Below are 23985 nucleotides of genomic sequence, written 5' to 3'. Positions count from 1 at the left end.
TCAGCCTGGCCACTGGCCACGGGCGACGAGGACCTCCCGCAGGAGGTCGGCGCGGTCGCTGACCAGCCCGTCGACCCCGAGGTCGAGCAGCCGGTGCATCTCGGCCGCGTCGTTGACGGTCCAGACGTGCACGAAGGCGCCCGCCCGGTGGGCGGCCCGGACGGTCTGACCGGTCACCAGGGGGATCCCGGAGTGCTGCACGGGGACCTGTAGACCGTCCACCGCCCGGAGGGCGCGGGCTACCGCGCCGTGCCGGACCGGACCCGGCAGCGCGGCGGCCATCCGGAAGAGCGCCCCGGTCGTCCTGCCCGCCGAGGTGACCACGGGGCGGCTGAGACGCGCGAGCGTCTCGCGGCGCCGGCGGTCGGAGAACGAGGCGATGCAGACCCGGTCGTGGGCGCGCGCCCGCTCGATCACGCGCACGGTCGGGGTGATGGCCCCTGGGGTCTTGATGTCGATGTTGACCCGCAGCTGCGGCCAGGTGCCCAGCAGGTCCTCCAGGGTCGGCACGGGCTCGACCCCGCCGATCCGGGCCTCGCGGACCTCGCGCCAGGGCAGGGCGGTGATCGCCCCGCTGCGGTCGGTCACCCGGTCCAGGCTCTCGTCGTGGAAGGCCACCACGACCTCGTCGGAGGTGGCGTGGACGTCGGTCTCGACGTAGCGCAGGCCGAGGTCGACCGCAGCGGCGAACGCGGCCATGGAGTTCTCCAGCCCTTCGCGGGAGAAGCCGCGGTGAGCCAGCGCGATCGGGCCGTCGTGGTCGAGGTAGGCGGTGCGCACCTGCCGAACCTACCTCCGTCGCCACTGCCCGGGCAGGGGCGGTGCGGGGGAGTCCTCGCCGACGTCACCGAAGGGTGCCGAGCCGGCGGACCAGCGGGCGGTCTGCGCGCTGGTGCGCAGGCCCGCGGGGAAGGGGGAGCCCGCCAGCCTCCGGGCAAGGTCGGCCTCGGGCAACGGCCGGTCGGAGGCCACCAGGACGACGTTGCCGAAGCGCCGGCCCTTCAGCACCTCGGCCATCCCGAGGACCGCACTGTGCGGGAGCACCTGGCGCGCCGTGGCCACCACCCGGCCGACGTGGCGCAGGCCGGGCTCGTCGGACAGGTTGACCAGGAGGAGCCCGCCGGGGCCCAGCACCCGGGCGTACTGGCGCATGGCTTCACGTCCGACGAGGTCGCCGGGCACGCGACCACCGGCGTAGGCGTCCACCACGACGACGTCCGCCGAGCCGTCCGCCAGCACGGGCAGGCCGCTCGCGCCGTCGACCGGGCGGACCCGGATGCGGTGGCGCCGGGGGAGCGGCAGCTCGCGGCGCACCTCGGCGGTCAGCCGCTCGTCGGGCTCCAGCACGACCTGCGGGGAGCCCGGCCGGGTGTGCTCGACGTAGCGCGCCAGGGTCAGGCCGGCGCCCCCCACGTGGGTGACGGTGAGCCGGCCCCCGGGCAGGGCGTCGAGCACCAGCGCCAGGTGCTGGACGTACTCGAAGACCAGCAGCCCCGGGTCCTGTGGGTGGACGTAGGACTGCGGGTGCCCGTCCAGCAGCACGGTGACCCCGCCGCGCTCGTCGTGCCGGAAGTCCACCCCCACGGGCGACACCGCTCAGATGTCGCGGAAGGTCTGGATGTCGGCGCCGAGGTTGTTCAGACGGGTCGCGAGGTCCTCGTAGCCGCGGTGGATGACGTAGACGTTGCGCAGCACCGAGACCCCGGGTGCGGCCAGCATCGCCAGCAGGATCACCACGCCGGGGCGCAGTGCCGGCGGACACATGATCTCCCCGGCACGCCACTTCGTCGGCCCCTCGATCATCACCCGGTGGGGGTCCATCAGGTGGACCTTGGCCCCCAGGGTGGTGAGCTCCGTGAGGTAGATCGCGCGGTTCTCGTAGACCCAGTCGTGGATCATCGTCGACCCCTCCGCGCAGGCGGCGATGATCGCGAAGAAGGGCAGGTTGTCGATGTTCAGCCCGGGGAAGGGCAGCGGGTGGATCTTGTCCAGCGGCGCCTTGAGGGCCCCGGGGATGGTGCGCAGGTCCACCAGCCGGGTGTGGCCGTTGGCGGACACGTACTCCTCGGAGATCTCGTACTGCAGGCCCATCGTGTCGAGGACCGCGAGCTCGATCTCCATGAACTCGATGGGCACCCGCTTGACGAGGATCTCGCTGCCGGTCACGACCCCCGCAGCCAGCAGGCTCATCGCCTCGATCGGGTCCTCGGAGGGGGAGTACTCGATGTCCATGTCGATGTGCTGGACACCGGTGACCTCGAGGGTGGTCGTGCCCAGCCCTTCGATGCGCACGCCCAGCGCCTTCAGGAAGACGCAGAGGTCCTGGACCATGTAGTTGGACGAGGCGTTGCGGATGACCGTCGTGCCGGGGTGGCGTGCCGCCGCCAGGAGGACGTTCTCGGTGACGGTGTCGCCGCGCTCGGTGAGCACGATGGGCTTGGTCGGGCGGCGGTGCTGGTCGACGGTGACGTGGTAGGTGCCGGTGGTGGCGGTGACGTCGATGCCGAACTGCCGCAGCGCGATCATGTGCGGCTCGACGGTGCGGGTGCCGAGGTCGCAGCCCCCGGCGTAGGGCAGCTCGAAGGCGTCGAACTCGTGCATGAGGGGGCCGAGGAACATGATGATCGTGCGGGTGCGACGCGCCGCTGCCTGGTCCATCGCGTCGAGGTCGATCTTTGCGGGGGGCACGATCTCCAGGTCGGAGGAGTCCGGCAGCCAGCGGATCTTGTAGCCGATGCTGGTGAGCACCTCGGTGATGCGGTTGACCTCCTCGATCCGGGCGAGGTTGCGCAGCGTGGTGCGGCCCTTGTTGAGCAGGGAGGCACACAGCAGGGCGACCGCTGCGTTCTTGGAGGTGCGCACGTCGATCTCGCCGGAGAGCTTGACCCCGCCGGTGATGCGCAGGTTCTGCGGGACGGCACTGCCGACGGAGACGATCTCGGAGTCGAGACTCTCGCCGATGCGGGCCAGCATCTCCAGGGAGAGGTTCTGCTTGCCCTGCTCGATGCGGGCGACGGCGCTCTGGCTGGTGCCCAGCAGGGTGGCCAGCTCGGCCTGTGTCAGGTCCTTGTGTCGGCGGGCGTCCCGGATGAGGGCACCGATGCGTGACAGGTAGGGCTCGGTCATGGCGTCAACTGTAGATCACATATGAGATATGGCCAGCCGCCCCCCGGGGGTCGCTGGTCAGTCGGCCGGGTGGTCCTTCAGGGCCTGCGCGATGACCGGCGCGACGAGCTCGCACTGCCACGGACGGGCTCCGTATGCCGTGAGCGCTGCGGCCACCGCGGTCGGGTCGTCGCGGTCCGGCGGGCGCCACAGCACGCGCCGCAGGGTGTCCGGGGTCAGCAGGTTCTCGACCGGCACCTCGTAGTGCTCGGAGAGCGCGGCGAGCTCCTCCTTGACCTGCGTGAGGCGGGCCGCGGCGACGGGGTCGCGGTCGGCCCAGGCGCGGGGAGGAGGGGGTGCGTCGGAGGCGGTCGTGAGGTCGGGCAGCTCCCGGTCGGGGATCTCGGCTGCGGCGCGGATGGCACCGACCCACGCCCCGGCGTGTCGCTTCAGGCCCTGCGCGGCACGGCGCTGCCGGGTCTGGCTCTTCTCGGTCGCGCCCCGGTGCAGCGTGGCCTCGCTCTCGGGAGCGCGCATGGCCAGGTCGATGAGGGTGGCGTCCGGCAGGATGCGCCCCGGGGTCACGTCCCGGTGGCGGGCCAGCTCGTCGCGGGTGCGCCACAGCTCGCGGACCGTCGCCGCCCCGCGCCGGGTGCGCACCCGGTGCATGCCGGAGGTGCGTCGCCACGGGTCGGGCCGTTGCTCGGGGCCGGTGAACCGGGTGAGGGCGTCGAACTCCTGCGCGGCCCACCCGAGCTTGCCCTGCTCGACGAGGTCCCGCTCCATGCGGTGCCGCAGCTCGACGAGCAGCTCGACGTCGAGGGCGGCGTAGCGCAGCCAGGGCTCGGGCAGCGGCCGGGTGGACCAGTCCACCGCGGAGTGCTCCTTGGCCAGGGTCACGCCCAGGTAGTACTCGAGCACCGAGGACAGCCCGACCCGCGGCAGCCCGGCGATCCGGGCGCCGAGCTCGGTGTCGAACAGGCGGCGCGGGCGCAGGCCCAGCTCGGCCAGGCACGGGATGTCCTGGGTGGCCGCGTGGAGCACCCACTCGGTGTCGGCCAGTGCCGCGTCCAGCACGGACAGGTCCGGCAACGGCACAGGGTCGACGAGCCAGGTGCCCGCGCCCTCGCGGCGCAGCTGCACGAGGTAGGCGCTCTGCCCGTAGCGGTAGCCCGAGGCCCGTTCGGCGTCCACCGCGACCGGGCCGGTGCCCGAGGTGAGCGCGTCGACGGCCCGCTCCAGCAGGTCGGGGTCGTCGACCACGGGGGGCACGCCGTCACGCGGGTGTTCGAGGGCGTCGAGCTCCTCGTCGTCGTGCTCGTCCGGCATCCCCCGGCCCTACCTGCGGATGCCCGGGAGGGGGACCACACCGTCGGGCAGGGGTGGCAGTCCGGCGATCGTGCACATGAGGTCGCCCCAGGCCTGCAGGTGCCCCACGACGTCGGTGACGTCGTCGAGGAGGGGGGTCCACGAGGCGCGGATCTCGAGCTCGACCGTGGGCTCGCGGTCGGCGAGGGCGCCGAAGCTCTGGGAGGAGACGCCGGTGACGGTGCCGGCCTCGGCGGCCCACCGCAGGTCACGGGACCCCAGGGCGTCCATCAGCCAGGACCAGCCCACCTCGCCGGCCATCGGGTCACCCCCGACCTCCGGCTCCATCGTGGCCTTGGCGTAGGTGACGGCGCGCCAGGTCCCTTCCCACGGCTCCGGGCCGGAGGGGTCGAAGAGCAGGACGAAGCGTCCGGTGGCGACGGGCTCGTCGTCGGGGTCACGGGAGGTGACGACCTCACCCGAGAGAGCGACGGCGTGCGGTGACAGGCGGGTCGGGGCGGGCACCTCCTCCAGCACCAGCTCCGGGCGCAGGGTGACACCACGCAGCGCCGCCAGTGCCCTGGTGAACAGGGCGGCGTCTCGCGAGGACTCTGCGTCAGGCACGGAGCGCCCGGCGGGGATGCGGCTCACCACACCCGTAAGAGTATGCCGAGGGGTGGGCCGGACCGTGGACCGCAACGCCGGGGTGCGCCGTGGCGTGCGAGGATCGTCCGGTGAGCGAGCCCACCCCTGACAGCACACCCCCCGCGGCGGTCTCCCCCCGGGAGAGCCTGCTGGTCCGTGCAGCCCGGCAGCTGCCGGTGGACCGGACCCCCGTGTGGTTCATGCGCCAGGCCGGGCGGTCGCTGCCGGAGTACCGCGCCCTGCGCGAGGGCGTCGAGATGCTCACGGCGTGCCGCACCCCCGAGCTCGTCACGGAGATCACCCTGCAGCCCGTGCGGCGCCACGGGGTGGACGCGGCGATCTTCTTCAGCGACATCGTGGTGCCGGTCCAGGCCGTGGGGGTCGACATCGAGATCCGGCCGGGCGTGGGGCCGGTCGTGGCGGAGCCGTTCCGCACCCGTGCCGACCTCGACCGCCTGCCCGAGCTCACCCCCGGGCATGTCACCGACGTCACCGAGTCCGTGCGCCTGCTGACCGCCGAGCTCGGCCCCACGCCGCTCATCGGCTTCGCCGGTGCCCCGTTCACGCTGGCGTCCTACCTCGTCGAGGGAGGACCCTCGAAGAACCACGAGCGCACCAAGGCGCTCATGCACGGCGACCCGGTGCTCTGGCACGACCTCTGCGCACGGCTGGCCCAGATCTCGGCGGCCTTCCTGCAGGTGCAGGCCGCGGCGGGGGCGAGCGCGGTGCAGCTCTTCGACTCGTGGGCGGGCTTCCTCTCCCGCGCCGACTACCTGCGCCACGTCGAGCCGCACAGCCGGGCGGTGCTGGCCGCGGCGGCGGAGACCGGCGTGCCCCGCATCCACTTCGGGGTCGGCACCGGCGAGCTGCTGGTCGACATGGCCGAGGCCGGAGCCGACGTGATCGGTGTCGACTACCGCGTGTCGCTCGCGGACGCGATCACCCGCACCCGCGGCCGCTACGCCGTGCAGGGCAACCTGGACCCGGCGCTGCTGTTCGCCCCGTGGGAGGCGCTGGCCCCGCAGGTGCGTCGCATCGTCGAGGAGGGGCACGGGGCGCCGGGGCACATCTTCAACCTCGGCCACGGCGTGCTGCCGCAGACCGACCCCGACGTGCTCACGCGGGTGGTGCAGCTGGTGCAGTCGATCCCCCGGCCCGGCGCCGGCGGCTGAGGGCCACGACCGGCACGGCGACGACGGCCGCCGCGATGAGAAAGGGCAGCACCGCGCCGATGCCGGTCAGCAGCACCGCGGTCGCGGCCCCGAAGGCCTCCCAGCCCTGTCGCAGCCCGGCCAGGAAGCCGCCGTCCTCCTCCTCGGCGGCCAGCAGCAGCCCCTCGTCGGTGCTCAGGTGCACGGTGACCGAGGAGCGGGACACGTCGGCCTCGATGCTCTGCTGCACGGCCAGCATGGCGTCGAGCTCGGCCTCACGGGAGGCGAGCTCGGCCTCGAGGTCGACGATGTCGGCGATGGTCGTGGCCTCCTCGAGCAGGCCGCGCACCCGGTCCACGCTCGCCTCGAGTGTCTCGATGCGGGCCGTCGTGTCGACATACCGCTCTGTGACGTCCTGGCTGGTGAGCGTGCTGCTGGTGACGGTGCCGTAGGTCCCCAGCTGCTCCAGCGTGGCGTCCAGACGGGCGGAGGGCACCGAGAGCACGAAGGTGGCGTAGCCGGGGTCGCCGACGGGCTCCCTGGTGGGCACGACCTCCTCGGAGACGACGTAGCCCTCGGCCGCGACGGCGGCCGCGCGCACCTGCGCCGCGGACGCGTCGATGTCGTCGACGACCAGCGACAGGGTCGCGTCGCGGGCGATCATCCGGTCCTGGTCGGCGCTGACCTGGGCGCGCACCTGTGCGGCGTCGGCCGCCGACCCCGCCCCGCCGTCGGAGCCCTCCTCGGCGGCCGCGTCCCCCTCCATGTCCCCCGCCATGTCCTCGGGGCCGGGGCCTTCGGCGCCGCTGTCGTCCTGCCTCACCACAGCGGCCTCGCCCCCGGAGTCGGCGGTGTCGTCGCCGGCGCCCGCGCAGCCGGCGACGAGCACAGCGAGCAGGGCGAGCACCATGAGCAGCACGGTGACGGGTCCTCGCGGGCGGACGGGCGTGGTGTCCATGGTGACCTCCTGGAGCGGCGGGGTGACTCCTGTTGGAGGGTGGCGCCGTCCTCACGGCTCCCTCGTCCGGGTCACGATCGGGTCACGCCTGCACGGGTGCGAGAGTGGTGGCCATGGCAACGTGTGTGGTCGTCGGCGGCGGCATCAGCGGTCTCGCGGCGGCGTGGGAGCTGGTCCGTGAGCGTCCGGGCACCGAGGTGACCGTCTTGGAGGCGAGCCCTCGGGTCGGGGGCAAGCTCCTCGGTGGCCGGGTGGGCGGTGTCACGGTCGACCTGGGCGCCGAGTCGGTGCTGGCGCGGCGGCCCGAGGCGGTCGACCTGGTCCGCGAGGTCGGCCTCGGCGACGACCTCGTGCACCCGGCGACGGCGACGGCGTCGATCTGGAGCCGGGGTCGGCTGCATCCCATGCCGGCACGCACGCTCATGGGCATCCCGTCCGACGTCGAGGGCCTGCGCGGCCTGCTCACCGAGGACGAGCTCGAGCGCGTGCGTGCCGAGGTGGCCTCGCCGAGCGACGAGGCCGACGTGGCGATCGGCGAGCTGGTCGCCCGGAGGCTGGGCGACGCCGTGGTCGACCGGCTCCTCGAGCCGCTGCTCGGCGGCGTCTACGCGGGCCATGCCCGGGAGATCTCGACGGCGGCCGCCCTGCCTGTCCTGCTGCCGGCGCACACTCGGGGGGAGCCGCTCGTCGCCACCGCGGCCGCGGCGCTGCCACCGCCGGCGACGGGAGCGCCCTCCCCTCCGGTGTTCGCCGGCCTCCGGGGAGGTCTGCACCGGCTGGCCGACCGTCTCGGCGAGGAGCTGCAGGCCCGGGGGGTGCGCATCGAGACGGGGGTGACCGTCCGCGAGCTGCACCGTCGGCCCGCGGGCGGCTTCGACGTGGTGACCGGACCGGTGCCCTGGCCCACGGCATACCGCACCGACGCCGTGGTGGTGGCGCTCCCGCCGGCCCCGGCGGCGCGGCTGCTCGGCGAGGTGGCGCCCCGGGCGGCGCGGCTGCTGGGTGAGGTGGAGACCGCCTCGATGGCGCTGGTCACCCTCGCCTACCGCGCGGCGGACCTGCCCGTGCTGGTGGGCTCCGGCGTCCTGGTGCCCCCGGTCGAAGGCCGCCCGGTCAAGGCGGCGACGTTCAGCACCGTGAAGTGGGACTGGGTGCGCGAGGCAGGGGCCGCTGCCGGGCCGCAGGGGGAGGACCTGGTGCTGCTGCGTGCCTCCGCCGGTCGGCACCGGGAGGAGGCGGTCCTCCAGCGCTCCGACCCCGACCTGGTCGACCTGGCGGTCGCCGAGCTCTCGCACCTGCTGGGCGCCACGTTGCCCGCACCGGTCGACGCCCACGTGCAGCGGTGGGGGGGAGGTCTGCCGCAGTACGCCGTGGGCCACCGTGAGCGGGTGGCCGCGGTGCGCGCCGACGTCGCGTCGGTGCCGGGGCTCGCGGTCTGCGGCGCGACCTACGACGGCGTCGGCGTCCCGGCCTGCATCGCCTCGGGGCGGGCAGCGGCCCGGCTGGCCGTGGCCGCACCCGACCCCGTGTGACGGGGGTCACTGGGTCAGACTGGGGCCCATGACCGACGTCGTGCACCCCACCCCTGAGCAGATCGACGAGATCAACAGCGGCATCCGCTACGCGATGTACTCCGTGTTCCGCGTGAGCGGCCCGGTGGACGGCGACCGCGACGCCATGGCGGCCGAGGTCGGTGCCCTCCTGGAGGGGCTGGGCGAGGACGGCGTGGTCGTGCGCGGTCTCTACGACGTGTCGGGTCTGCGCGCCGACGCGGACCTGATGGTCTGGTGGCACGCACCGATGGTCGAGCAGGTGCAGGCGGCCTACCAGCGGCTGCGCCGCACCGCGCTGGGGCGGCACCTGGAGCCGGTCTGGTCCCAGGTGGCGATGCACCGCCCCGCGGAGTTCAACCGCGGGCACGTGCCGGCCTTCCTCGCGGGCGAGGCCCCGCGCCGCTACCTGTGCGTCTACCCCTTCGTGCGGTCCTACGAGTGGTACGTCATGGACGAGGGCGAGCGGCGGGCCATGCTCAAGGAGCACGGCCTCGCCGCACGGGACTACACCGACGTGCGCGCCAACACCCTGTCCTCGTTCGCGCTCGGCGACTACGAGTGGATCCTGGCCTTCGAGGCCGACGAGCTGCACCGGATCGTGGACCTCATGCGTGAGCTGCGCAACACCCGCGCGCGTCTGCACGTGCGCGAGGAGGTCCCGTTCTACACCGGGCCGCTCGTCAGCGTCGAGCAGTTCCTCGCCTCGGTGCCCTGAGCGTGCACCGTCGCCGGGTCACTCGGCCGGGCGCAGCGACATGCTGACGGAGTTGATGCAGTAGCGCAGGTCGGTGGGCGTCTCGTAGCCCTCGCCCTCGAACACGTGGCCCAGGTGGGACCCGCAGCTGGCGCAGCGCACCTCGGTGCGGGTGCGGCCCAGGGAGCGGTCCTCGACGTACTCGACCCGGTCCTCGGCGAGCGGGGAGTAGAAGGACGGCCACCCGCAGTGGCTGTCGAACTTGGTGTCGCTGCGGAACAGCTCCGCCCCGCACGCGCGACAGTCGTACACACCCTCGGTCTTCGTGTTGGTGTACTCACCGACGAACGGGCGCTCCGTGCCCGCCTCCCGGAGGATGTGGAACTCCTGCGGGGTGAGGGTGGCGCGCCACTCCTGCTCGGACTTCTCGACCGTGTAGCTGCTGTCCTGCTGCGTGTTCTCGCTCATGCAGCGAGCAACGCCGACGGCGTCTCAGGTCTTCCCGCGACCCGCCGGTCGGTAGCCTCGGGCCCATGGGCAGTGCCACCAGCCTCGACGTGACCGCCGCCGACGGGTCCCACAGGTCGGTGCGCGTGAGCAGCCCGGAGCGGGTGCTGTGGCCCGCGAGCGAGCACGGCCCGGCCGTGACCAAGCTCGACCTGGCCCGGTATGTCGTGGCGGTCGGCGAGCCGCTGATGCGTGGTCTGGCGGACCGTCCGGTGACGCTGCAGCGCCTCCCCACCGGCATCGAGGGGGAGGAGTTCTACTCCAAGAACCCACCGCGGGGTGTGCCGGAGTGGGTCCGCACGGTGGAGGTCACCTACCCCTCCGGGCGTCGTCACCCACAGCTGGTCGTCGACGAGGTGGCGGCAGCGGTGTGGGCGGTGCAGATGAACACCATCACCTTCCACCCCTGGCCGGTGCGGACCCCGGACACCGACCGTCCGGACGAGGTCAGGGTCGACCTGGACCCCCAGCCCGGCCGCCCGTTCCGGGACGTGGTGACCGTCGCGCTGGCCCTGCGCACGGTGCTCGAGGAGGTCGGGCTCCGTCCCTTCGTCAAGACCACCGGCAGCCGGGGTGTGCACGTCTTCGCCGAGGTGCGCCCGGAGCGGGAGTTCCTCGACGTGCGCCACGCCGTCATCGGCCTCGCCCGCGAGGTGGAGCGGCGGATGCCAGAGCTCGTCACGACGGCGTGGTGGAAGGAGGAGCGCGGCGACAAGGTCTTCGTGGACTTCAACCAGGCCTGTCGCGACCGCACCCTGGCCTCCGCCTGGAGCCCACGCCCGCTGCCGGGTGCGCCGGTCTCGGTGCCGGTCGAGTGGGACGAGCTCACCCACGTCACGCCCGGCGGCCTCACCGTCCACACGGTGCCTGCGCGGCTCGCCGAGGGCGGCGACCCGTGGGAGGGCCTGCACGGCCCGGACCCCGCGGCCGCGCCGTCCCTGGACGCCGCGCTGGAGCTGTGGCAGGCCGACCTGGAGCGCGGCCTGGGGGAGATGCCCTTCCCGCCCGACTACCCCAAGATGCCGGGCGAGCCACGACGGGTGCAGCCCAGCCGCAAGCGGCACGACATCCCCGACGACATCCCCGGCTGAGCGGCGGCACGACGAGCCTGGACGCGCACGGGCAGGCCGGCGCACCTCACGCCGTCGGCGGCCCCCCGACGACGGCCTCGTGCAGGGCCCGCGCTGACGCCGCGGTGTCGTCCCCGAGCTCGAGCGTGAGGACCGACACACCTCGCGCGGCCAGGGACTCGGCGGCCACGGTGGCAACCTCCAGGGTGCGCGCGACGACCTCAGGCAGCTGCGTGTCGTCGGTGAAGAGGTAGACGTTCGGGCGGGTGCCACGCTCGAGCACCCGGGACACGAGGGTGGACGGGTCGGCTCTCATCACCACGGCCCGGTCCGGCACCGGAGCGGTCTCGAAGAACCAGGTGGCGTCGCGCTCGAGCCGGGAGGAGTGGGTCAGCACGCTGAAGGCGCGGTTGAGCACGAGCTCGTCGTGCACGACAGGCAGGTGGGGGTGGAGGCGGTGCAGCATCAGGGCCTTGTAGCAGGACTCGCGCAGGATGGTGAGCGCGGCGATCTTCTGGGAGGGGCGCAGGTGCGCCCGCGACAGCACGTCGACGCACCCGTCGACGAGGGCGGCGAACATCTCGTGGTTGACCCCCTCCCCGCGTGCCCGGGCGCTCGTCGCCCGCGGGACGAGCGCGTCGGCCTCCGCCGGTGCGAGCCACTCGGGAGGGTCCGAGCGCAGTGCCTCGGCGGCCCGCAGGGTCGTCGTCTTGCCGACGCCGGAGGGACCAAGAACCTGGAGCTGCACGACCCCAGGGTAGCGAGTCACCATGGTGTGCACGCGACGTGGCAGCGCCCCCCGACCGGTGCGGTCGAGGGGCGCAGTCTGGTGGGGGTGACGCGGCTCAGTAGTAGTGCGCACGTCCGCCGACAGCGCGGCCCATCAGGCCGAGGACCCACAGGATGGCTCCGATGACGGCCAGGATGATGCCGATCGTGTAGAGGATGCCGATGTCGAGGACGACGCCGAGCACGATGAGGATGACGCCCAGGATGATCACGGTGGCTCCTTCGTTGTGCAGGCTCTTCGTGTTGCGCTGCCTTCTGAGGTTAGTGCCGACCGTGCTGTGCGGCGACCGGAACGGATGGCGGGGACTCCGCTCCGGGGGACTCGACCGGGGCTGCCGGGTTCCACCGGGTGTCAGCGGTATGGGGCAGGATGTGTGCTGTGGACCTGCCCGTCATGCCGCCGGTCAAGCCGATGCTGGCCAAGCCCGCGACCACCATCCCGCCGGGGCAGCTCTACGAGCCCAAGTGGGACGGCTTCCGGTCGGTCGTCTTCCGGGACGGTGACGAGGTCGTCATCGGCAGCCGGAACGAGCGTCCCCTGACCCGCTACTTCCCCGAGGTGGTGGACGCGGTCCTGGCATCCTTCCCGCAGCGGGCCGTGGTCGACGGTGAGATCGTCGTCGCCGACCTGGCCGGCAACCGCCTCGACTTCGAGGCGCTGCAGCAGCGGATCCACCCGGCGGACAGCCGCGTGCGGATGCTCGCGGAGCAGACGCCGGCGAGCTTCGTCGCCTTCGACCTGCTGGCGCTGGGTGACGACGACCTCACCCAGGAGCCGCTCGAGCGCCGGCGCGCCCTGCTGGAGGAGGCCTTCGCCACCGCGCAGGCGCCCGTCCACCTCACCCCGCTCACCCGCGACGTGGAGGAGGCCCGGCGCTGGTTCGAGCAGTTCGAGGGCGCGGGTCTGGACGGCCTGGTCGCCAAGTCGCCCACGCTGACCTACCAGCCCGACAAGCGCGTGATGACCAAGGTCAAGCACGTGCGCACGGCCGACTGTGTGCTGGCCGGCTACCGCGTGCACAAGTCCGGACCCGGCGTCGTCGGCTCACTGCTGCTGGGCCTCTACGACGACGCGGGCACGCTGGCCAGCGTCGGGGTCGTCGGGGCGTTCCCGATGGCCCGCCGCAGGGAGCTCTTCGCCGAGCTGCAGCCGCTGGTCTGCGCCTGGGACGAGCACCCGTGGAGCTGGGCGGCGCACGAGGCCGGGGAGCGGACCCCGCGCAAGAACGAGACGTCGCGGTGGAACGCCGGCAAGGACCTGTCCTTCGTGCCGCTGCGACCGGAGCGGGTGCTCGAGGTGAAGTACGACTACATGGAGGGTGCACGCTTCCGGCATACGACCCAGTTCGTGCGCTGGAGGCCCGACCGCGACCCGTCCAGCTGCACCTACGACCAGCTGGAGCGCCCGGTCGCGTTCGACCTGTCCGACGTGCTGGACGGACGCTGATGGACGCCAAGGCCGCGCGGGCCGCGACCACCGCTGCCGTGGCCGGGATGGCCCTGGGGGTGGTGGCCTCGCTGGGCTCGTTCGGTGCCGCGACCTACTTCGCCCGCCGCATCATCACCCCGGAGCACGAGAAGAAGGACGACACGACCGTGGTCGAGGTCGGCGACGGCACCGTCACCCTGGTCGCCGAGCCGCACACCCTCGCCCCGGGGCACTACGGGCTGTGGCTCGACGGTGGAGCGGGCCACGCCCGCCTGGGCGACGTCCTCGCGGTCGACGCGACGTCGCGACGGGCCGCCGAGCACACCGTGACCCGGGAGGTGCTCGGCGTGGACGCCGGGGAGCTCCGGGTGGGCACGGCCCGGTGGAACGGCTACCTCTACTGCGGTGACCCGATGACGGCGCACGGGCTGGCGCACGAGGACGTCCTGGTCACCAGCGACATCGGCGACCTCCCGGCGTGGCGCGTGCCCCCGGCCGCCGACACCGACGGAGACCGCACGCGATGGGCCGTCCTCGTGCACGGCCGCAGCGCCCGTCGCGAGGAGACCCTGCGGGCCCTGCCGGTGCTGCACCGCCTGGGGTACGTCTCCTTGGTCCCCATGTACCGCAACGACATCGGCGCCCCCGCCAGCATCGACGGCCGTTACAACCTCGGGCTGTCGGAGTGGCGGGACATCGAGGCCGCCATCCGGTATGCCGTGCGTCACGGCGCCCGCGAGGTCGTGCTGTTCGGATGGTCCATGGGGGGCGCCGTCGTGCTGCAGACCCTGGACCGCTCGCCGCTGGCAGGGTGGGTGCGCAAGGTGGTGCTCGACGGCCCGGTCATCGACTGGGGCGACGTCATCTCCCACCAGGCCGACATCAACCGGATGCCCTTCGGCGCCGACGTGATCTCCAAAGGACTGCTGGGGCACCCGTGGGCCCGCGGGCTGCTCGGCGCGGCCGAGCCCATCGACATCGGGGTGACCAACTGGGTGGCCCGGGCCGACGAGCTCGAGCACCCGGTGCTGCTCATCCACTCGGTGGCCGACGACGTCGTGCCCTCGGGTCCCTCGCAGGCCCTGGCGCGGCGCCGGCCCGACCTGGTGCAGCTGGCGCTGTGGGAGCAGGCGCTGCACTGCCGGGAGTGGAACACCGACCCCCAGCGGTGGGAACGGCTGGTGGCCGACTTCCTCACCACCGGCGCCATCCGCGACGACCCGCCTCCGACGGTCAGCGCAGGCGGTAGCGCATCATCAGGTCGTCGTCGAGACTGAGCACCGAGAGCAGCCGGGCCTGTCGCACCCGCTCCGGTGCACCGGTGAGCAGCGACGGCCCACCACCGCCCACGAGCAGGGGCCGCAGGGTGAGGCAGAGCTCGTCCACGACCTCCGCGTCGACCCACTGGGCCAGCAGGCTCGGGCCGCCCTCGAGGAGCACGTGGCGCCAGCCCCGCTCCGCCAGCTGCTCCAGCAGCACCTCGGGCTCCACCTCGTCCGTGCCGCAGACCAGGACCGCCTCGTCTCCGAGCCGGTCCCTCAGCCCGGCCACCCTCCGGGGGTCGGTGCGCCGGGCCACCGCGACGACGAGGTCGCCGGTGCCGGGGCGCTCCTGCAGCAGTCGCTCGGGCAGGTCACCCGAGGCGGTGACGGCCACCAGCGGCGGGTGTGGCGGCCGCCCTGCCCGCTCACGGTGGTCCAGCCAGCCGGGCGCGGTGGCCAGGCGGGTGTAGCCCTCGACGCGCAGGGTGCCCGAGGCGACCACCACGACGTCGGCCAGAGCCCGCACGGTGTCGAAGACGACCTTGTCGGCAGGGGAGCCGATGGAGCCGGAGAGCCCGTCGGGTCCGCCGACACGACCGTCCAAGGTGCTGACGAAGCCGGCTCGCACCCACCGCCGGGCCGTGACGGCATACAGCTCGGCCAGCTCGTCCCGACCGGTGACACCACTGCGCAGATCCGTTGTGCCGCCGCTGCTCCGCTCCATGGCGCCCATCGTGGCGCACTCACTCGCAGCGTGTCACCATGGCCCATGGCGAAGAAGAAGAGCAAGGCGACGAAGAAGGCTGGCAGCAGCACCACGAAGGGCCGGGCGACGGCCACGGAGTCGGCGACCCCCTTCAGCGACGCACTGCGCGTGGGGGAGGGCTTCGCTCTGACCGACGTGGACCCCCGGGACACGCCGGTCTTCGACGGCAAGAAGGCCGAGGGCAAGGAGGCGCTCGCGGCGGCGGACGCCGAGCTCGACGTGCTGCAGGAGAAGCTCTTCGCCCACGGGCGCACCGGGGGAGCCGAGCGCGTGCTGCTGGTCATCCAAGGTCTCGACACGGCAGGCAAGGGTGGCATCATGCGCCACGTCATCGGCTCGGTGGACCCTCAGGGCGTGGAGCTCACCGCCTTCAAGAAGCCCACGCAGGAGGAGCTCGACCACCCCTTCCTGTGGCGCATCCGCAATGCGCTGCCCGGGCCCGGCATGATCGGGGTCTTCGACCGCTCGCACTACGAGGACGTGCTCATCGTGCGCGTCCACGACCTGGTGCCACCGGCCCAGTGGAAGCGGCGCTACCGCACCATCAACGACTTCGAGCAGAGCCTCGTGGCGGACGGGACGACGGTCGTCAAGGTGATGATGCACATCTCGAAGAAGGAGCAGGGCGAGCGGCTGCAGGAGCGGCTCGACCGCCCCGACAAGCACTGGAAGTACAACCCCGGCGACGTGACCGAGCGGGGCCACTGGGACGACTACATGGAGGCCTACCAGGCGGCGCTGGTGAAGTGCTCGACGGAGGCAGTGCCCTGGTTCGTGGTGCCCGCGGACCGCAAGTGGTATGCCCGCCTGGCGGTGCAGCAGCTCCTGCTCGAGCACATGCGGTCCCTCGACCTGGCCTGGCCGTCGGCCGACTTCGACGTGGAGACCGAGAAGGCGCGGCTGGCCGCGAGCTGAGCCCGCGGCCGACCGCGCCGGATGACGTCAGTCGAGCTCGGGCTCGGGCACCCCCAGCAGCACGACGACCGCACGCGGGGGCAGCTCGTGCGTGGAGCCGGCGTCCCACGTGACCGGCTCGCCGGGCTCGGCCAGCGTGTCACCCTCGTCGCTGGTGTCGACGACGACGGTCCACACGCGGGCGTCGATGTCGTCCGGCACGGTGAACGCGACGGCCTCGTGGAAGGCGTTGAACAGCAGCAGGAAGTGGTCGTCGACGACGGGGCGGCCCTTGGTGTCGGTCGTCGAGATCGCCTCGCCGTTGAGGAAGACCATGAGCGAGGTGCGGCTGGTGTGCCAGTCCTGGCCGTCCATGACGGCGCCTTCCGGGGTGTACCAGACGATGTCACCCAGCTCGCTCTGGCCGCCGTGGTCGGCGTCGCCGGCGAAGAACCGCCGCCGGCGCAGCACCGGGTGCTCCTTGCGCAGCCGGATCAGGGACGAGGTGAAGTCGAAGAGCTCCTGCTCGTCGTCGGCGATCTCCCAGTCGACCCACGCCAGCTCGTTGTCCTGGGCGTAGACGTTGTTGTTCCCCTGCTGGGTGCGGCTGAGCTCGTCACCGTGCAGGATCATCGGCACCCCCTGGCTGAGCAGCAGGGTGGCCAGGAAGTTCTTCTGCTGGCGCAGGCGCATCGTCAGGATGTCGGGGTCGTCCGTCGGGCCCTCGGCGCCGCAGTTCCACGAGCGGTTGTGGCTCTCGCCGTCCTGCCCGCCCTCGCCGTTGGCGTCGTTGTGCTTGTGGTTGTAGGACACCAGGTCACGCAGCGTGAAGCCGTCGTGGGCGGTGACGAAGTTGATCGAGGCGTAGGGGCGCCGGCCGGAGTGCTCGTAGAGGTCGGAGGAGCCGGTGAGGCGTGAGGCGAACTCGCCGAGGGTGGAGGGCTCCCCGCGCCAGAAGTCCCGCACGGTGTCGCGGTACTTGCCGTTCCACTCGGTCCACAGCGGTGGGAAGTTGCCCACCTGGTAGCCGCCGTCGCCGAGGTCCCAGGGCTCGGCGATGAGCTTGACCTGGGAGATCACCGGGTCCTGCTGGATGATGTCGAAGAAGGCGGACAGCTTGTCGACCTCGTGGAACTGCCGGGCCAGGGTCGCGGCCAGGTCGAAGCGGAAGCCGTCCACGTGCATCTCGGTCACCCAGTAGCGCAGCGAGTCCATGATCAGCTGCAGCACGTGCGGGCTGCGCATGAGCAGGCTGTTGCCCGTGCCGGTGGTGTCGTAGTAGTGCTGCGGGGCGTGGTCGACGAGCCGGTAGTAGGAGGCGTTGTCGATGCCGCGGAAGGCCAGTGTCGGCCCCATGTGGTTGCCCTCGGCCGTGTGGTTGTAGACCACGTCGAGGATGACCTCGATGTCGGCGTCGTGCAGCGCCTTCACCATCGACTTGAACTCGGTGACCTGCTGACCCCGGGTGCCGTATGCGGCATACCCGTTGTGCGGCGCGAGGAAGCCGATCGTGTTGTAGCCCCAGTAGTTGGACAGCCCCTGGTCGACCAGGTGGCTGTCCTGCACGAACTGGTGCACGGGCAGGAGCTCCACCGCGGTGACCCCGAGGTTGGACAGGTGCTCCACGACCGCCGGGTGCGCCAGCCCGGCATACGTGCCGCGGATGTCGTCGGGCACCTCCGGATGGGTCATGGTCAGACCCTTGACGTGGGCCTCGTAGATGACGGTGTCGTGGTACTCGTGCCGCGGCGGCCGGTCGTGGCCCCAGTCGAAGAAGGGGTTGACCACGATCGACATCATCGTGTGCCCCAGGGAGTCCTCGGTGTTGAAGGAGTCGGGGTCGCCGAAGGTGTAGCCGAACAGCGGCTGTCCGCCGTCGCCCTGGCCCTCGATGGCCTTGGCGTACGGGTCGAGCAGGAGCTTGTGCGGGTTGCAGCGGTGGCCGTGCTCGGGGGCGTACGGCCCGTGGATGCGGTAGCCGTAGCGCTGCCCGGGCTGGACCGTCGGCAGGTAGGCGTGCCAGACGTGGGCGTCGACCTCGGTCAGCTCGTGGCGGGTCTCCTTGCCGCGCTCGCCGATCAGGCAGAGCTCGACCCTCTCGGCGACCTCGGAGAAGATCGCGAAGTTGACGCCACTGCCGTCATACGTGGCGCCCAAGGGGTAGGGCTTGCCGGGCCAGATGTCCATCAACGGTCTTCCTGTCGGGCGGTCAAAAGAGTCCGACGGCGCTGTCGGCGACGTTCATTGTGTCCCATGGCGGCGCTCCCGACGGCTTCCGGGGTGTGCGCCGGTGCTGCGGCTACCGTGGGGACGTGACGTTTCGGCAGCGTGTCCGGCGGGTGCTGGCACCGGTCCCCGGAGCGCTCAACGTCGCACGTGTCGTGGTCGAGACCGGCACGATCGCCCTGCGATACCGGGTGACCGGCCTGGCTGCCGAGGCTGCGTTCTTCGCCCTGCTCTCGGTGCCACCCCTGCTGCTGGCCCTCATCGCCGGGGTGGGCTTCGTCGGTCGCCAGCTGGGCACCGACGTGATCGACACGGTCACCGAGGCCATCGAGACCTGGGCGCTGCGCTTCCTGACCGAGGACACAGTCGACCAGGTCATCATGCCGACGGTCAACGACACCCTGGTCGGTGGGCGTGCCGACCTGCTCTCTGCAGGGTTCCTGCTGTCGCTGTGGGCAGGCTCCCGTGCGCTGCACGTCTTCATGGACACGATCGTGATCATGTACGGCCAGATGGGCTACCGGGGGATGGTCCGCTCCCGGGCGCTCAGCCTGTCCCTCTACGTCGGCCTCACCGTGGCGATGGGCATCACGGTGCCCCTGGTGCTGATCGGGCCCCGGTACCTGCGCGTGTGGCTGCCCGACCAGGCGCAGTTCCTGGTGGCAGGCTACTGGCCCATCGTGGGACTTCTGGGGCTGGTGAGCCTGACCGGGCTGTACCACTTCGCCACCCCCCAGCGGTCCCCGTTCTTCCGGGACATCGGCGGAGCCCTCCTTGCGGTGGTGGTCTGGGTGGGTGCCTCCAACGTGCTGCGCTACGGGGCCGAGCAGGCCGTCGGCGGGGCGTCGATCTTCGGACCCCTCTCGGCTCCGATCATCCTGCTGGTCTGGCTCTACTTCCTCGCCCTCGCGGTGCTGGTCGGGGCGGCCTTCAACGCCGCGATCCGCCGGCTGTGGCCCCCGCCGGACTACCGGGGACCGGTCTCGCGGCTCAACGACTGGTGGGACCAGCGACGCGAGAACGGCGAGGAGCCGGGGCCGCTTACCCCGGTCCAACCGCCCCTGGAGCAACCCCAGCAGGAGCCCCGTCCAGGCTGATTTTGCGACCGGTGCGGGGGTGGGCTAATGTTCCGTGACGCACCGGGGAGACCTCTGGGGCACGCGGACGTAGCTCAGTTGGTAGAGCGCAACCTTGCCAAGGTTGAGGTCGCCGGTTCGAGACCGGTCGTCCGCTCGGAGGCAGAAGCATGTCTCACGGTGGAGTGGCCGAGAGGCGAGGCAACGGCCTGCAAAGCCGTCTACACGGGTTCAAATCCCGTCTCCACCTCGCAGCACGACCAGTCCAACACGCCAGGGCGATTGGCGCAGTGGTAGCGCGCTTCCTTGACACGGAAGAGGTCACTGGTTCAAACCCAGTATCGCCCACAGGATAACCGCAGGTCAGAGGCCCTTTAGGGGGCCTCTGCTTGTGTCCGAGGAACATCCGAGGAACAGCGGGCGGGTCCTTCTGGGCACGCATGGGACTCTCAGCCAGCCCGACGCCACCCGCCGACGGGTCGGGCGTCGATGAACCTCTCGATCGAGTCGAGCTTGATCCGCAACGTCTTGCGCCCGAGCCGCACGGCGTCGAGGTGCCCGTCGGCGATGTAGCGGCGCACGGTCTTCGTCGAGACCGCGAGGACGTCGGCCGCTTCGGCCAGCGACACGAGCTTGTGGGGGATGGTGGCAGCCATGGTCTTCTCCTGGGTCGCTTGCGGCCCACCTGGCCGCGCTCATCCTCTAAGGCCGCCGAGTAACCGCGAGTGGCCACCGGCGTCTCCCGCGGTCCCCCTCCTCCGGGGAGCGGCCATCCTGAAGGGCGGCACGGACAACCCGGCGGGCCGGAGGGTGTCCCCGGTCTGAGCGCGGGGCCTAGTCGCTAGAGTTACGCCTGTGATCACAGGTGACCTGAAGAGCAAGATCGACCGCGTCTGGGACGCCTTCTGGTCGGGCGGTATCAGCAACCCGCTCGAGGTGATCGAGCAGATCACCTACTTGCTGTTCATCCGTCGCCTCGACGACATTCAGACGCTGGCCGAGAAGAAGGCGCGCATCACCAAGACTTACGTCGAGAATCCGGTTTTCCTGCCTGGCCAGGCGCATCTGCGGTGGGGTCAGTTCAAGAACACCTCGCCCGAAGTGATGCACAAGACCATCGCCGACGAGGTGTTCCCGTTGCTGCGTGGCCTTGGTGACGGGAGCACCTACAGCGAGCACATGAGGGACGCTCGCTTCACCATCCCCACCCCGGCGCTGCTGTCCAAGGTCGTCGACATGCTCGACGACATCCCGATGGTCGATCGCGACACCAACGGCGACCTGTACGAGTACCTGCTCTCCAAGATCGCTTCCGCCGGCGTGAACGGCCAGTTCCGCACGCCGCGCCACATCATCGACCTCATGGTCAAGATGACAGCGCCACAGACGTCCGACGAGATCTGCGACCCCGCCTGCGGCACCGCCGGCTTCCTCGTCGCCGCCAGCGAGTACGTCCGCGACACCCAGGCCGAAGCTCTGCTCGACTCTCTGCAGCGCAAGCACTTCCACCAGTCGATGTTTCACGGCTACGACTTCGACTCCACGATGCTGCGCATCGGCAGCATGAACATGCTCCTGCACGGCATCGAATCTCCCGACATCCGCTACCGCGACTCCCTTTCCGAGGGAGCGGCCGGGGACGCCGACAAGTACACGCTCATCCTTGCCAACCCGCCGTTCGCGGGCTCACTCGACTACGAGGCCACCGCCAAGGATCTTCAGCGGATCGTCAAGACCAAGAAGACCGAACTGCTCTTTCTCGCGCTGTTCCTCAAACTTCTCAAGTCCGGCGGCCGCGCGGCGATCATCGTCCCCGACGGCGTGCTGTTCGGGTCGAGTACTGCGCACAAGGCCCTGCGCAAGATGCTGGTTGAGGACCAGAAGCTCGACGCCGTCGTAAAGCTGCCGTCCGGTGTCTTCCGCCCGTACGCCGGCGTCTCAACTGCGATCTTGTTCTTCACCAAGACCAATTCCGGCGGCACCGACGACGTCTGGTTCTACGACGTTCGCGCCGACGGCTTCTCCCTCGACGACAAGCGCAACCCGGTGGAGACGAACGACCTGCCCGACGTGCTGGCCCGATGGCAGAACCTCGACGCAGAGCAGGACCGCGCCCGCACCGAACAGTCGTTCCTCGTCCCCAAGGCCGACATCGCCGCTCAGAGCTACGACCTCTCGCTCAACCGGTACAAGGAGATCGTCCACGACGAGATCGAGCACCGTGCCCCCCTTGAGATCATCGCCGACATCGAGCAGTTGGACGACGAGATCTCTAAGGGCCTCGCCGAACTGAAGGCGAGGCTCTCGTGACGAGACTGGCACGGGCCATACCCACCAGAGTTGGCGGCTACTGGGGCGTTGAAGCTGAAGGCTCAGACATTGATGCACGGGCGATTCGGAACGGCGATGTGGGAACGTCGGGCGAATTGAGGTGGGACGCGCTACCGCTTCGAGGCTACACAGAACGAGAGTTTGGCAAGGCACATGTGCGCGCCGGAGACATCCTGCTGACGACTTCTGGAAACTGCGGGAACGTCGCGTACATCGGAGCAGAGCCGGCGGAGCCAACGGTTGCCACGAACTTCGTCCGAGTTCTTCGGGTTGACCCACTCGAGGTTGACTCGCGTTACGCCTTCCACTATCTCCGCTCCGGGTGGTTCACCGCGGGGATCGCTCCATTCGTGCGAGGCGCTACCATTAAGAACCTCTCTGTTGAGAGTGCATTTGCGGCCATTGAGATTCCTCTCCCACCCCTTACCGAGCAGCGCCGCATCGCCGCGATCCTCGACCACGCCGACGCCCTCCGGACCAAGCGCCGCCAAGTCCTCACACGCCTCGATGCCCTCACCCAATCGATCTTCAAAGACATGTTTGGCACCGACCCGGGTAGTCCGACGCAGTTAGGGGAGATTGCAACCTTGTACGGTGGCAGCAGCCTGCTCGAAGGCGAACCGTTCAAAGGGCAGACTGACGGCACACTGCTGATGAAGGTTTCTGACATGAACGCGGTCGGAAACGAGGAGCGGATTGCCACGACTGCCCGTTGGACAGACGTGGCAACTGCACGGTCCTCCACGGTGTCCGCTGGCGCGGTTCTTCTGCCCAAGCGAGGCGCTTCAATCGCGACGAACAAGAAGCGACTCGCGACGCGGCGAACGGCACTGGATCCAAACTTGATGGGCATCAAGGGAGACGAGGGACGGGTCACAAGCGGCTACCTCTTCGAGTGGTTCCGGAAATTCGATCTTTCGACGATCACGAGCGGAAGTACCGTTCCTCAACTGAACAAGCAGGACCTGTTTCCTCTAGAGGTGCCGGTTCCGCCTCTCAGTCGCCAGCGAGAGTTCGATCGCCAGATTGAGCATGTGGGGCACCAACGGGTTCGAGAGCAGCATGCGCAGGCGGCCGTAGAGGCGCTCTTCGTATCCATCCAAACCAGAGCGTTCCGAGGGGAACTTTGACCCATGCCGGTTGAGATGAGGATGTGGCGCATCGAGGGCGACGACCCGCGCCCCCTGACAACCAAGGCATTACCTGCCGAAAAGGAGCTTCATCAGTTCCTGCTGAGGGACCCGTCTCTGCTCGGCATGCGGCTGCTGGTCATCGGTAGCGAGGTGCCGACGCCGTACGGCAAGCGGCTGGACCTGCTGGCGATCGACACCGACGGCAACCTTCACGTCTTGGAGCTCAAGCGCGACCGCACACCGCGCGAGGTGGTAGCGCAGATCCTCGACTACGGCTCGTGGGCGTCAACGCTCTCGCGCGACGAAGTCATCGACATCGCCGACAAGCACCTCCACCAGCCGTTCGAAGCGGCTTTCGAGGACGTCTTCGGCAGCGCTCCGCCCGACGAGCTCAACGGCGAGCTGCAGCTAACGGTCGTCGCGTCCGAGCTGGACAGCAGCTCCGAGCGCATCGTCACCTACCTACGCGGCTTCGGTGTCCCTGTGAACGCTGTCTTCTTCTCCTACTTGGAAGACGACGGCCGCCGGTACCTCGCCCGGTCTTGGCTGGCAAATTCCGAGGAAGGTGCGCCGGCAGCGTCTTCAGCCGCGAAGAAGGGCAAGCGGGCCGCCTGGAACGGACTCGACTGGTACGTCTCGTTCGGCGGCGACCGGCCTTGGGACGACGCCCGGAGGTTGGGCTTCGTGTCCGCCGGCGGTGGGAAGTTCTATTCGCAGACGATGAGGTCGCTCCCGGAGGGCGCGCGCGTATGGGTGAACGTCCCCGGCACCGGCTACGTCGCTGTTGGCAAGACGCTCGCTCCCGCACGCCGATGGACAGAAGCCCTCGTCAAGGTCGGCGAGAACTGGGTGAAGCTCGCCGAGCAGGACCTCATCGGCAAGCCACATGCGCACTTTGACGCCGTCGACGACGACACGGCTGAGTGGGTTGTTCCCATCGAGTGGCTGGACGCACGTCCCGAGACGGAGGCCTACTGGGAGAAGGGCATGTTCGCCAGCCAGCACAGCGCCTGCAAGCTCCGTCAGGAGTTCACCCTGGAACGACTCGCCGACCACTTCGGCATCGAGAACAAGGCCGAGTGACCGAC

General features: G+C 70.7%; 23 protein-coding genes and 3 tRNA genes. 14 read left to right on the top strand and 12 right to left on the bottom strand.

Annotated elements, in window-relative coordinates:
• Genes LVO85_RS13485 through LVO85_RS13465 form a run of 5 tightly spaced genes read right to left on the bottom strand, consistent with a single transcriptional unit; the run spans nt 1 to nt 5067 of the window.
• Nucleotides 1-780: a glycerophosphodiester phosphodiesterase gene (locus LVO85_RS13485; RefSeq protein WP_232748011.1), complete on the bottom strand. Its 780-nt coding sequence runs from the start codon at nt 778-780 to the stop codon at nt 1-3.
• A gap of 9 nt (nt 781-789) precedes the next feature.
• Nucleotides 790-1584: a spermidine synthase gene (locus tag LVO85_RS13480; protein WP_332875439.1), complete on the bottom strand. Its 795-nt coding sequence runs from the start codon at nt 1582-1584 to the stop codon at nt 790-792.
• Between the two features lie 12 nt (nt 1585-1596).
• The gene (locus LVO85_RS13475; protein WP_232748010.1) at nt 1597-3126 is read right to left on the bottom strand and encodes a helix-turn-helix domain-containing protein; all 1530 of its coding nucleotides are present in this window, start codon (nt 3124-3126) and stop codon (nt 1597-1599) included.
• Between the two features lie 57 nt (nt 3127-3183).
• Nucleotides 3184-4434, bottom strand: coding sequence for an HRDC domain-containing protein (locus LVO85_RS13470; RefSeq protein ID WP_232748009.1), 1251 nt, complete (start codon nt 4432-4434; stop codon nt 3184-3186).
• A 9-nt stretch (nt 4435-4443) separates the two neighbouring features.
• Entirely contained in the window at nt 4444-5067 is a 624-nt protein-coding gene (locus LVO85_RS13465) for a DUF3000 domain-containing protein (RefSeq protein ID WP_232748008.1), read from the bottom strand.
• 80 nt (nt 5068-5147) lie between these two features.
• On the opposite strand from LVO85_RS13465, the gene hemE reads away from it, so the two are divergent.
• Complete coding sequence (gene hemE, locus LVO85_RS13460; protein ID WP_232748007.1) at nt 5148-6230, top strand: uroporphyrinogen decarboxylase; 1083 nt, start codon at nt 5148-5150, stop codon at nt 6228-6230.
• Here the strand turns inward: hemE and LVO85_RS13455 are convergent.
• A complete protein-coding gene (locus LVO85_RS13455; protein WP_232748006.1) occupies nt 6175-7167 on the bottom strand; it encodes a DUF4349 domain-containing protein in 993 nt (330 codons plus the stop codon). The two genes, hemE and LVO85_RS13455, sit on opposite strands and share 56 nt — an antisense overlap.
• Before the next feature lie 113 nt (nt 7168-7280).
• Here LVO85_RS13455 and hemG point away from each other — a divergent pair, with 113 nt between their 5' ends.
• Both hemG and hemQ read left to right on the top strand, forming a co-directional pair.
• Nucleotides 7281-8699 (top strand): protoporphyrinogen oxidase, encoded by a 1419-nt coding sequence (gene hemG / locus LVO85_RS13450; RefSeq protein WP_232748005.1) that lies wholly within the window; start codon nt 7281-7283, stop codon nt 8697-8699.
• 28 nt (nt 8700-8727) lie between these two features.
• Nucleotides 8728-9435: a hydrogen peroxide-dependent heme synthase gene (gene hemQ / locus LVO85_RS13445; protein WP_232748004.1), complete on the top strand. Its 708-nt coding sequence runs from the start codon at nt 8728-8730 to the stop codon at nt 9433-9435.
• A gap of 18 nt (nt 9436-9453) precedes the next feature.
• Here the strand turns inward: hemQ and msrB are convergent, their stop codons facing one another.
• Nucleotides 9454-9882 (bottom strand): peptide-methionine (R)-S-oxide reductase MsrB, encoded by a 429-nt coding sequence (gene msrB / locus LVO85_RS13440; RefSeq protein WP_232748003.1) that lies wholly within the window; start codon nt 9880-9882, stop codon nt 9454-9456.
• A 65-nt stretch (nt 9883-9947) separates the two neighbouring features.
• Between msrB and ligD the strand changes: the two genes are divergently transcribed.
• Entirely contained in the window at nt 9948-11012 is a 1065-nt protein-coding gene (ligD, locus tag LVO85_RS13435) for a non-homologous end-joining DNA ligase (protein WP_232748002.1), read from the top strand.
• A 46-nt stretch (nt 11013-11058) separates the two neighbouring features.
• On the opposite strand, the gene LVO85_RS13430 is transcribed toward ligD, so the two are convergent.
• Both LVO85_RS13430 and LVO85_RS13425 read right to left on the bottom strand, forming a co-directional pair.
• Entirely contained in the window at nt 11059-11739 is a 681-nt protein-coding gene (locus LVO85_RS13430) for a hypothetical protein (protein ID WP_232748001.1), read from the bottom strand.
• A 97-nt stretch (nt 11740-11836) separates the two neighbouring features.
• Nucleotides 11837-11992, bottom strand: a complete 156-nt coding sequence (locus tag LVO85_RS13425; RefSeq protein ID WP_232748000.1) for a DUF6131 family protein — start codon at nt 11990-11992, stop codon at nt 11837-11839.
• A 167-nt stretch (nt 11993-12159) separates the two neighbouring features.
• Here LVO85_RS13425 and LVO85_RS13420 point away from each other — a divergent pair, with 167 nt between their 5' ends.
• Together LVO85_RS13420 and LVO85_RS13415 are read left to right on the top strand one after the other, a co-directional pair.
• Nucleotides 12160-13227: an ATP-dependent DNA ligase gene (locus LVO85_RS13420; RefSeq protein ID WP_232747999.1), complete on the top strand. Its 1068-nt coding sequence runs from the start codon at nt 12160-12162 to the stop codon at nt 13225-13227.
• Nucleotides 13227-14486, top strand: a complete 1260-nt coding sequence (locus LVO85_RS13415; RefSeq protein WP_232747998.1) for an alpha/beta hydrolase family protein — start codon at nt 13227-13229, stop codon at nt 14484-14486. The genes LVO85_RS13420 and LVO85_RS13415 overlap by 1 nt, the downstream gene beginning before the upstream one ends.
• Here LVO85_RS13415 and LVO85_RS13410 read toward each other — a convergent pair.
• Entirely contained in the window at nt 14443-15195 is a 753-nt protein-coding gene (locus LVO85_RS13410; protein ID WP_232747997.1) for a dihydrofolate reductase family protein, read from the bottom strand. The genes LVO85_RS13415 and LVO85_RS13410 overlap by 44 nt on opposite strands.
• Before the next feature lie 45 nt (nt 15196-15240).
• Here LVO85_RS13410 and LVO85_RS13405 point away from each other — a divergent pair, with 45 nt between their 5' ends.
• Nucleotides 15241-16152, top strand: a complete 912-nt coding sequence (locus LVO85_RS13405; protein WP_232747996.1) for a polyphosphate kinase 2 family protein — start codon at nt 15241-15243, stop codon at nt 16150-16152.
• Between the two features lie 27 nt (nt 16153-16179).
• On the opposite strand, the gene glgX is transcribed toward LVO85_RS13405, so the two are convergent.
• A complete protein-coding gene (gene glgX / locus LVO85_RS13400; RefSeq protein ID WP_232747995.1) occupies nt 16180-18318 on the bottom strand; it encodes a glycogen debranching protein GlgX in 2139 nt (712 codons plus the stop codon).
• Nucleotides 18319-18443: 125 nt separating this feature from the next.
• Between glgX and LVO85_RS13395 the strand changes: the two genes are divergently transcribed.
• The 4 genes from LVO85_RS13395 to LVO85_RS13380 all read left to right on the top strand — a co-directional run bounded on the left by LVO85_RS13395 (nt 18444) and on the right by LVO85_RS13380 (nt 19781).
• Nucleotides 18444-19454, top strand: a complete 1011-nt coding sequence (locus LVO85_RS13395; protein WP_232747994.1) for a YihY/virulence factor BrkB family protein — start codon at nt 18444-18446, stop codon at nt 19452-19454.
• A 63-nt stretch (nt 19455-19517) separates the two neighbouring features.
• Nucleotides 19518-19590 (top strand) — tRNA-Gly (locus tag LVO85_RS13390).
• A gap of 22 nt (nt 19591-19612) precedes the next feature.
• Nucleotides 19613-19683, top strand: a tRNA-Cys gene (locus LVO85_RS13385).
• Nucleotides 19684-19709: 26 nt separating this feature from the next.
• Nucleotides 19710-19781: transfer RNA gene (locus LVO85_RS13380), tRNA-Val, on the top strand.
• A gap of 101 nt (nt 19782-19882) precedes the next feature.
• Here the strand turns inward: LVO85_RS13380 and LVO85_RS13375 are convergent.
• Nucleotides 19883-20089 carry a helix-turn-helix domain-containing protein gene (locus LVO85_RS13375; RefSeq protein ID WP_232747993.1) on the bottom strand — a complete coding sequence of 69 codons (207 nt, stop codon included), beginning with the start codon at nt 20087-20089 and terminating at the stop codon, nt 19883-19885.
• Between the two features lie 199 nt (nt 20090-20288).
• Between LVO85_RS13375 and LVO85_RS13370 the strand changes: the two genes are divergently transcribed.
• The 3 genes from LVO85_RS13370 to LVO85_RS13360 are packed head-to-tail and all read left to right on the top strand — an operon-like array spanning nt 20289 to nt 23980.
• On the top strand, nt 20289-21743 hold the full coding sequence (locus LVO85_RS13370) for a type I restriction-modification system subunit M (protein ID WP_232747992.1): 1455 nt from the start codon (nt 20289-20291) through the stop codon (nt 21741-21743).
• Entirely contained in the window at nt 21740-22894 is a 1155-nt protein-coding gene (locus LVO85_RS13365) for a restriction endonuclease subunit S (protein ID WP_232747991.1), read from the top strand. Before LVO85_RS13370 ends, LVO85_RS13365 begins: the two co-directional genes overlap by 4 nt.
• 3 nt (nt 22895-22897) lie before the next feature.
• A complete protein-coding gene (locus tag LVO85_RS13360) occupies nt 22898-23980 on the top strand; it encodes a hypothetical protein (RefSeq protein ID WP_232747990.1) in 1083 nt (360 codons plus the stop codon).
• Nucleotides 23981-23985: the final 5 nt, after the last annotated feature.

Source organism: Ornithinimicrobium sediminis (assembly GCF_021272345.1).
GTDB lineage: Bacteria > Actinomycetota > Actinomycetes > Actinomycetales > Dermatophilaceae > Ornithinicoccus > Ornithinicoccus sediminis_B.
Note: the sequence above shows the minus strand (reverse complement) of the source record. Positions and strands in the feature narration are given on the sequence as shown.

Excerpts from the sequence above, each read along its gene's own strand:
- LVO85_RS13475 (WP_232748010.1), bottom strand. The coding sequence starts at position 3,126 with ATGACCGAGCCCTACCTGTCACGCATCGGTGCCCTCATCCGGGACGCC.
- LVO85_RS13470 (WP_232748009.1), bottom strand. The coding sequence starts at position 4,434 with ATGCCGGACGAGCACGACGACGAGGAGCTCGACGCCCTCGAACACCCG.
- LVO85_RS13455 (WP_232748006.1), bottom strand. The coding sequence starts at position 7,167 with ATGGACACCACGCCCGTCCGCCCGCGAGGACCCGTCACCGTGCTGCTC.
- hemG (WP_232748005.1), top strand. The coding sequence starts at position 7,281 with ATGGCAACGTGTGTGGTCGTCGGCGGCGGCATCAGCGGTCTCGCGGCG.
- hemQ (WP_232748004.1), top strand. The coding sequence starts at position 8,728 with ATGACCGACGTCGTGCACCCCACCCCTGAGCAGATCGACGAGATCAAC.
- msrB (WP_232748003.1), bottom strand. The coding sequence starts at position 9,882 with ATGAGCGAGAACACGCAGCAGGACAGCAGCTACACGGTCGAGAAGTCC.
- ligD (WP_232748002.1), top strand. The coding sequence starts at position 9,948 with ATGGGCAGTGCCACCAGCCTCGACGTGACCGCCGCCGACGGGTCCCAC.
- LVO85_RS13415 (WP_232747998.1), top strand. The coding sequence starts at position 13,227 with ATGGACGCCAAGGCCGCGCGGGCCGCGACCACCGCTGCCGTGGCCGGG.
- LVO85_RS13410 (WP_232747997.1), bottom strand. The coding sequence starts at position 15,195 with ATGGAGCGGAGCAGCGGCGGCACAACGGATCTGCGCAGTGGTGTCACC.
- LVO85_RS13405 (WP_232747996.1), top strand. The coding sequence starts at position 15,241 with ATGGCGAAGAAGAAGAGCAAGGCGACGAAGAAGGCTGGCAGCAGCACC.
- glgX (WP_232747995.1), bottom strand. The coding sequence starts at position 18,318 with ATGGACATCTGGCCCGGCAAGCCCTACCCCTTGGGCGCCACGTATGAC.
- LVO85_RS13375 (WP_232747993.1), bottom strand. The coding sequence starts at position 20,089 with ATGGCTGCCACCATCCCCCACAAGCTCGTGTCGCTGGCCGAAGCGGCC.
- LVO85_RS13360 (WP_232747990.1), top strand. The coding sequence starts at position 22,898 with ATGCCGGTTGAGATGAGGATGTGGCGCATCGAGGGCGACGACCCGCGC.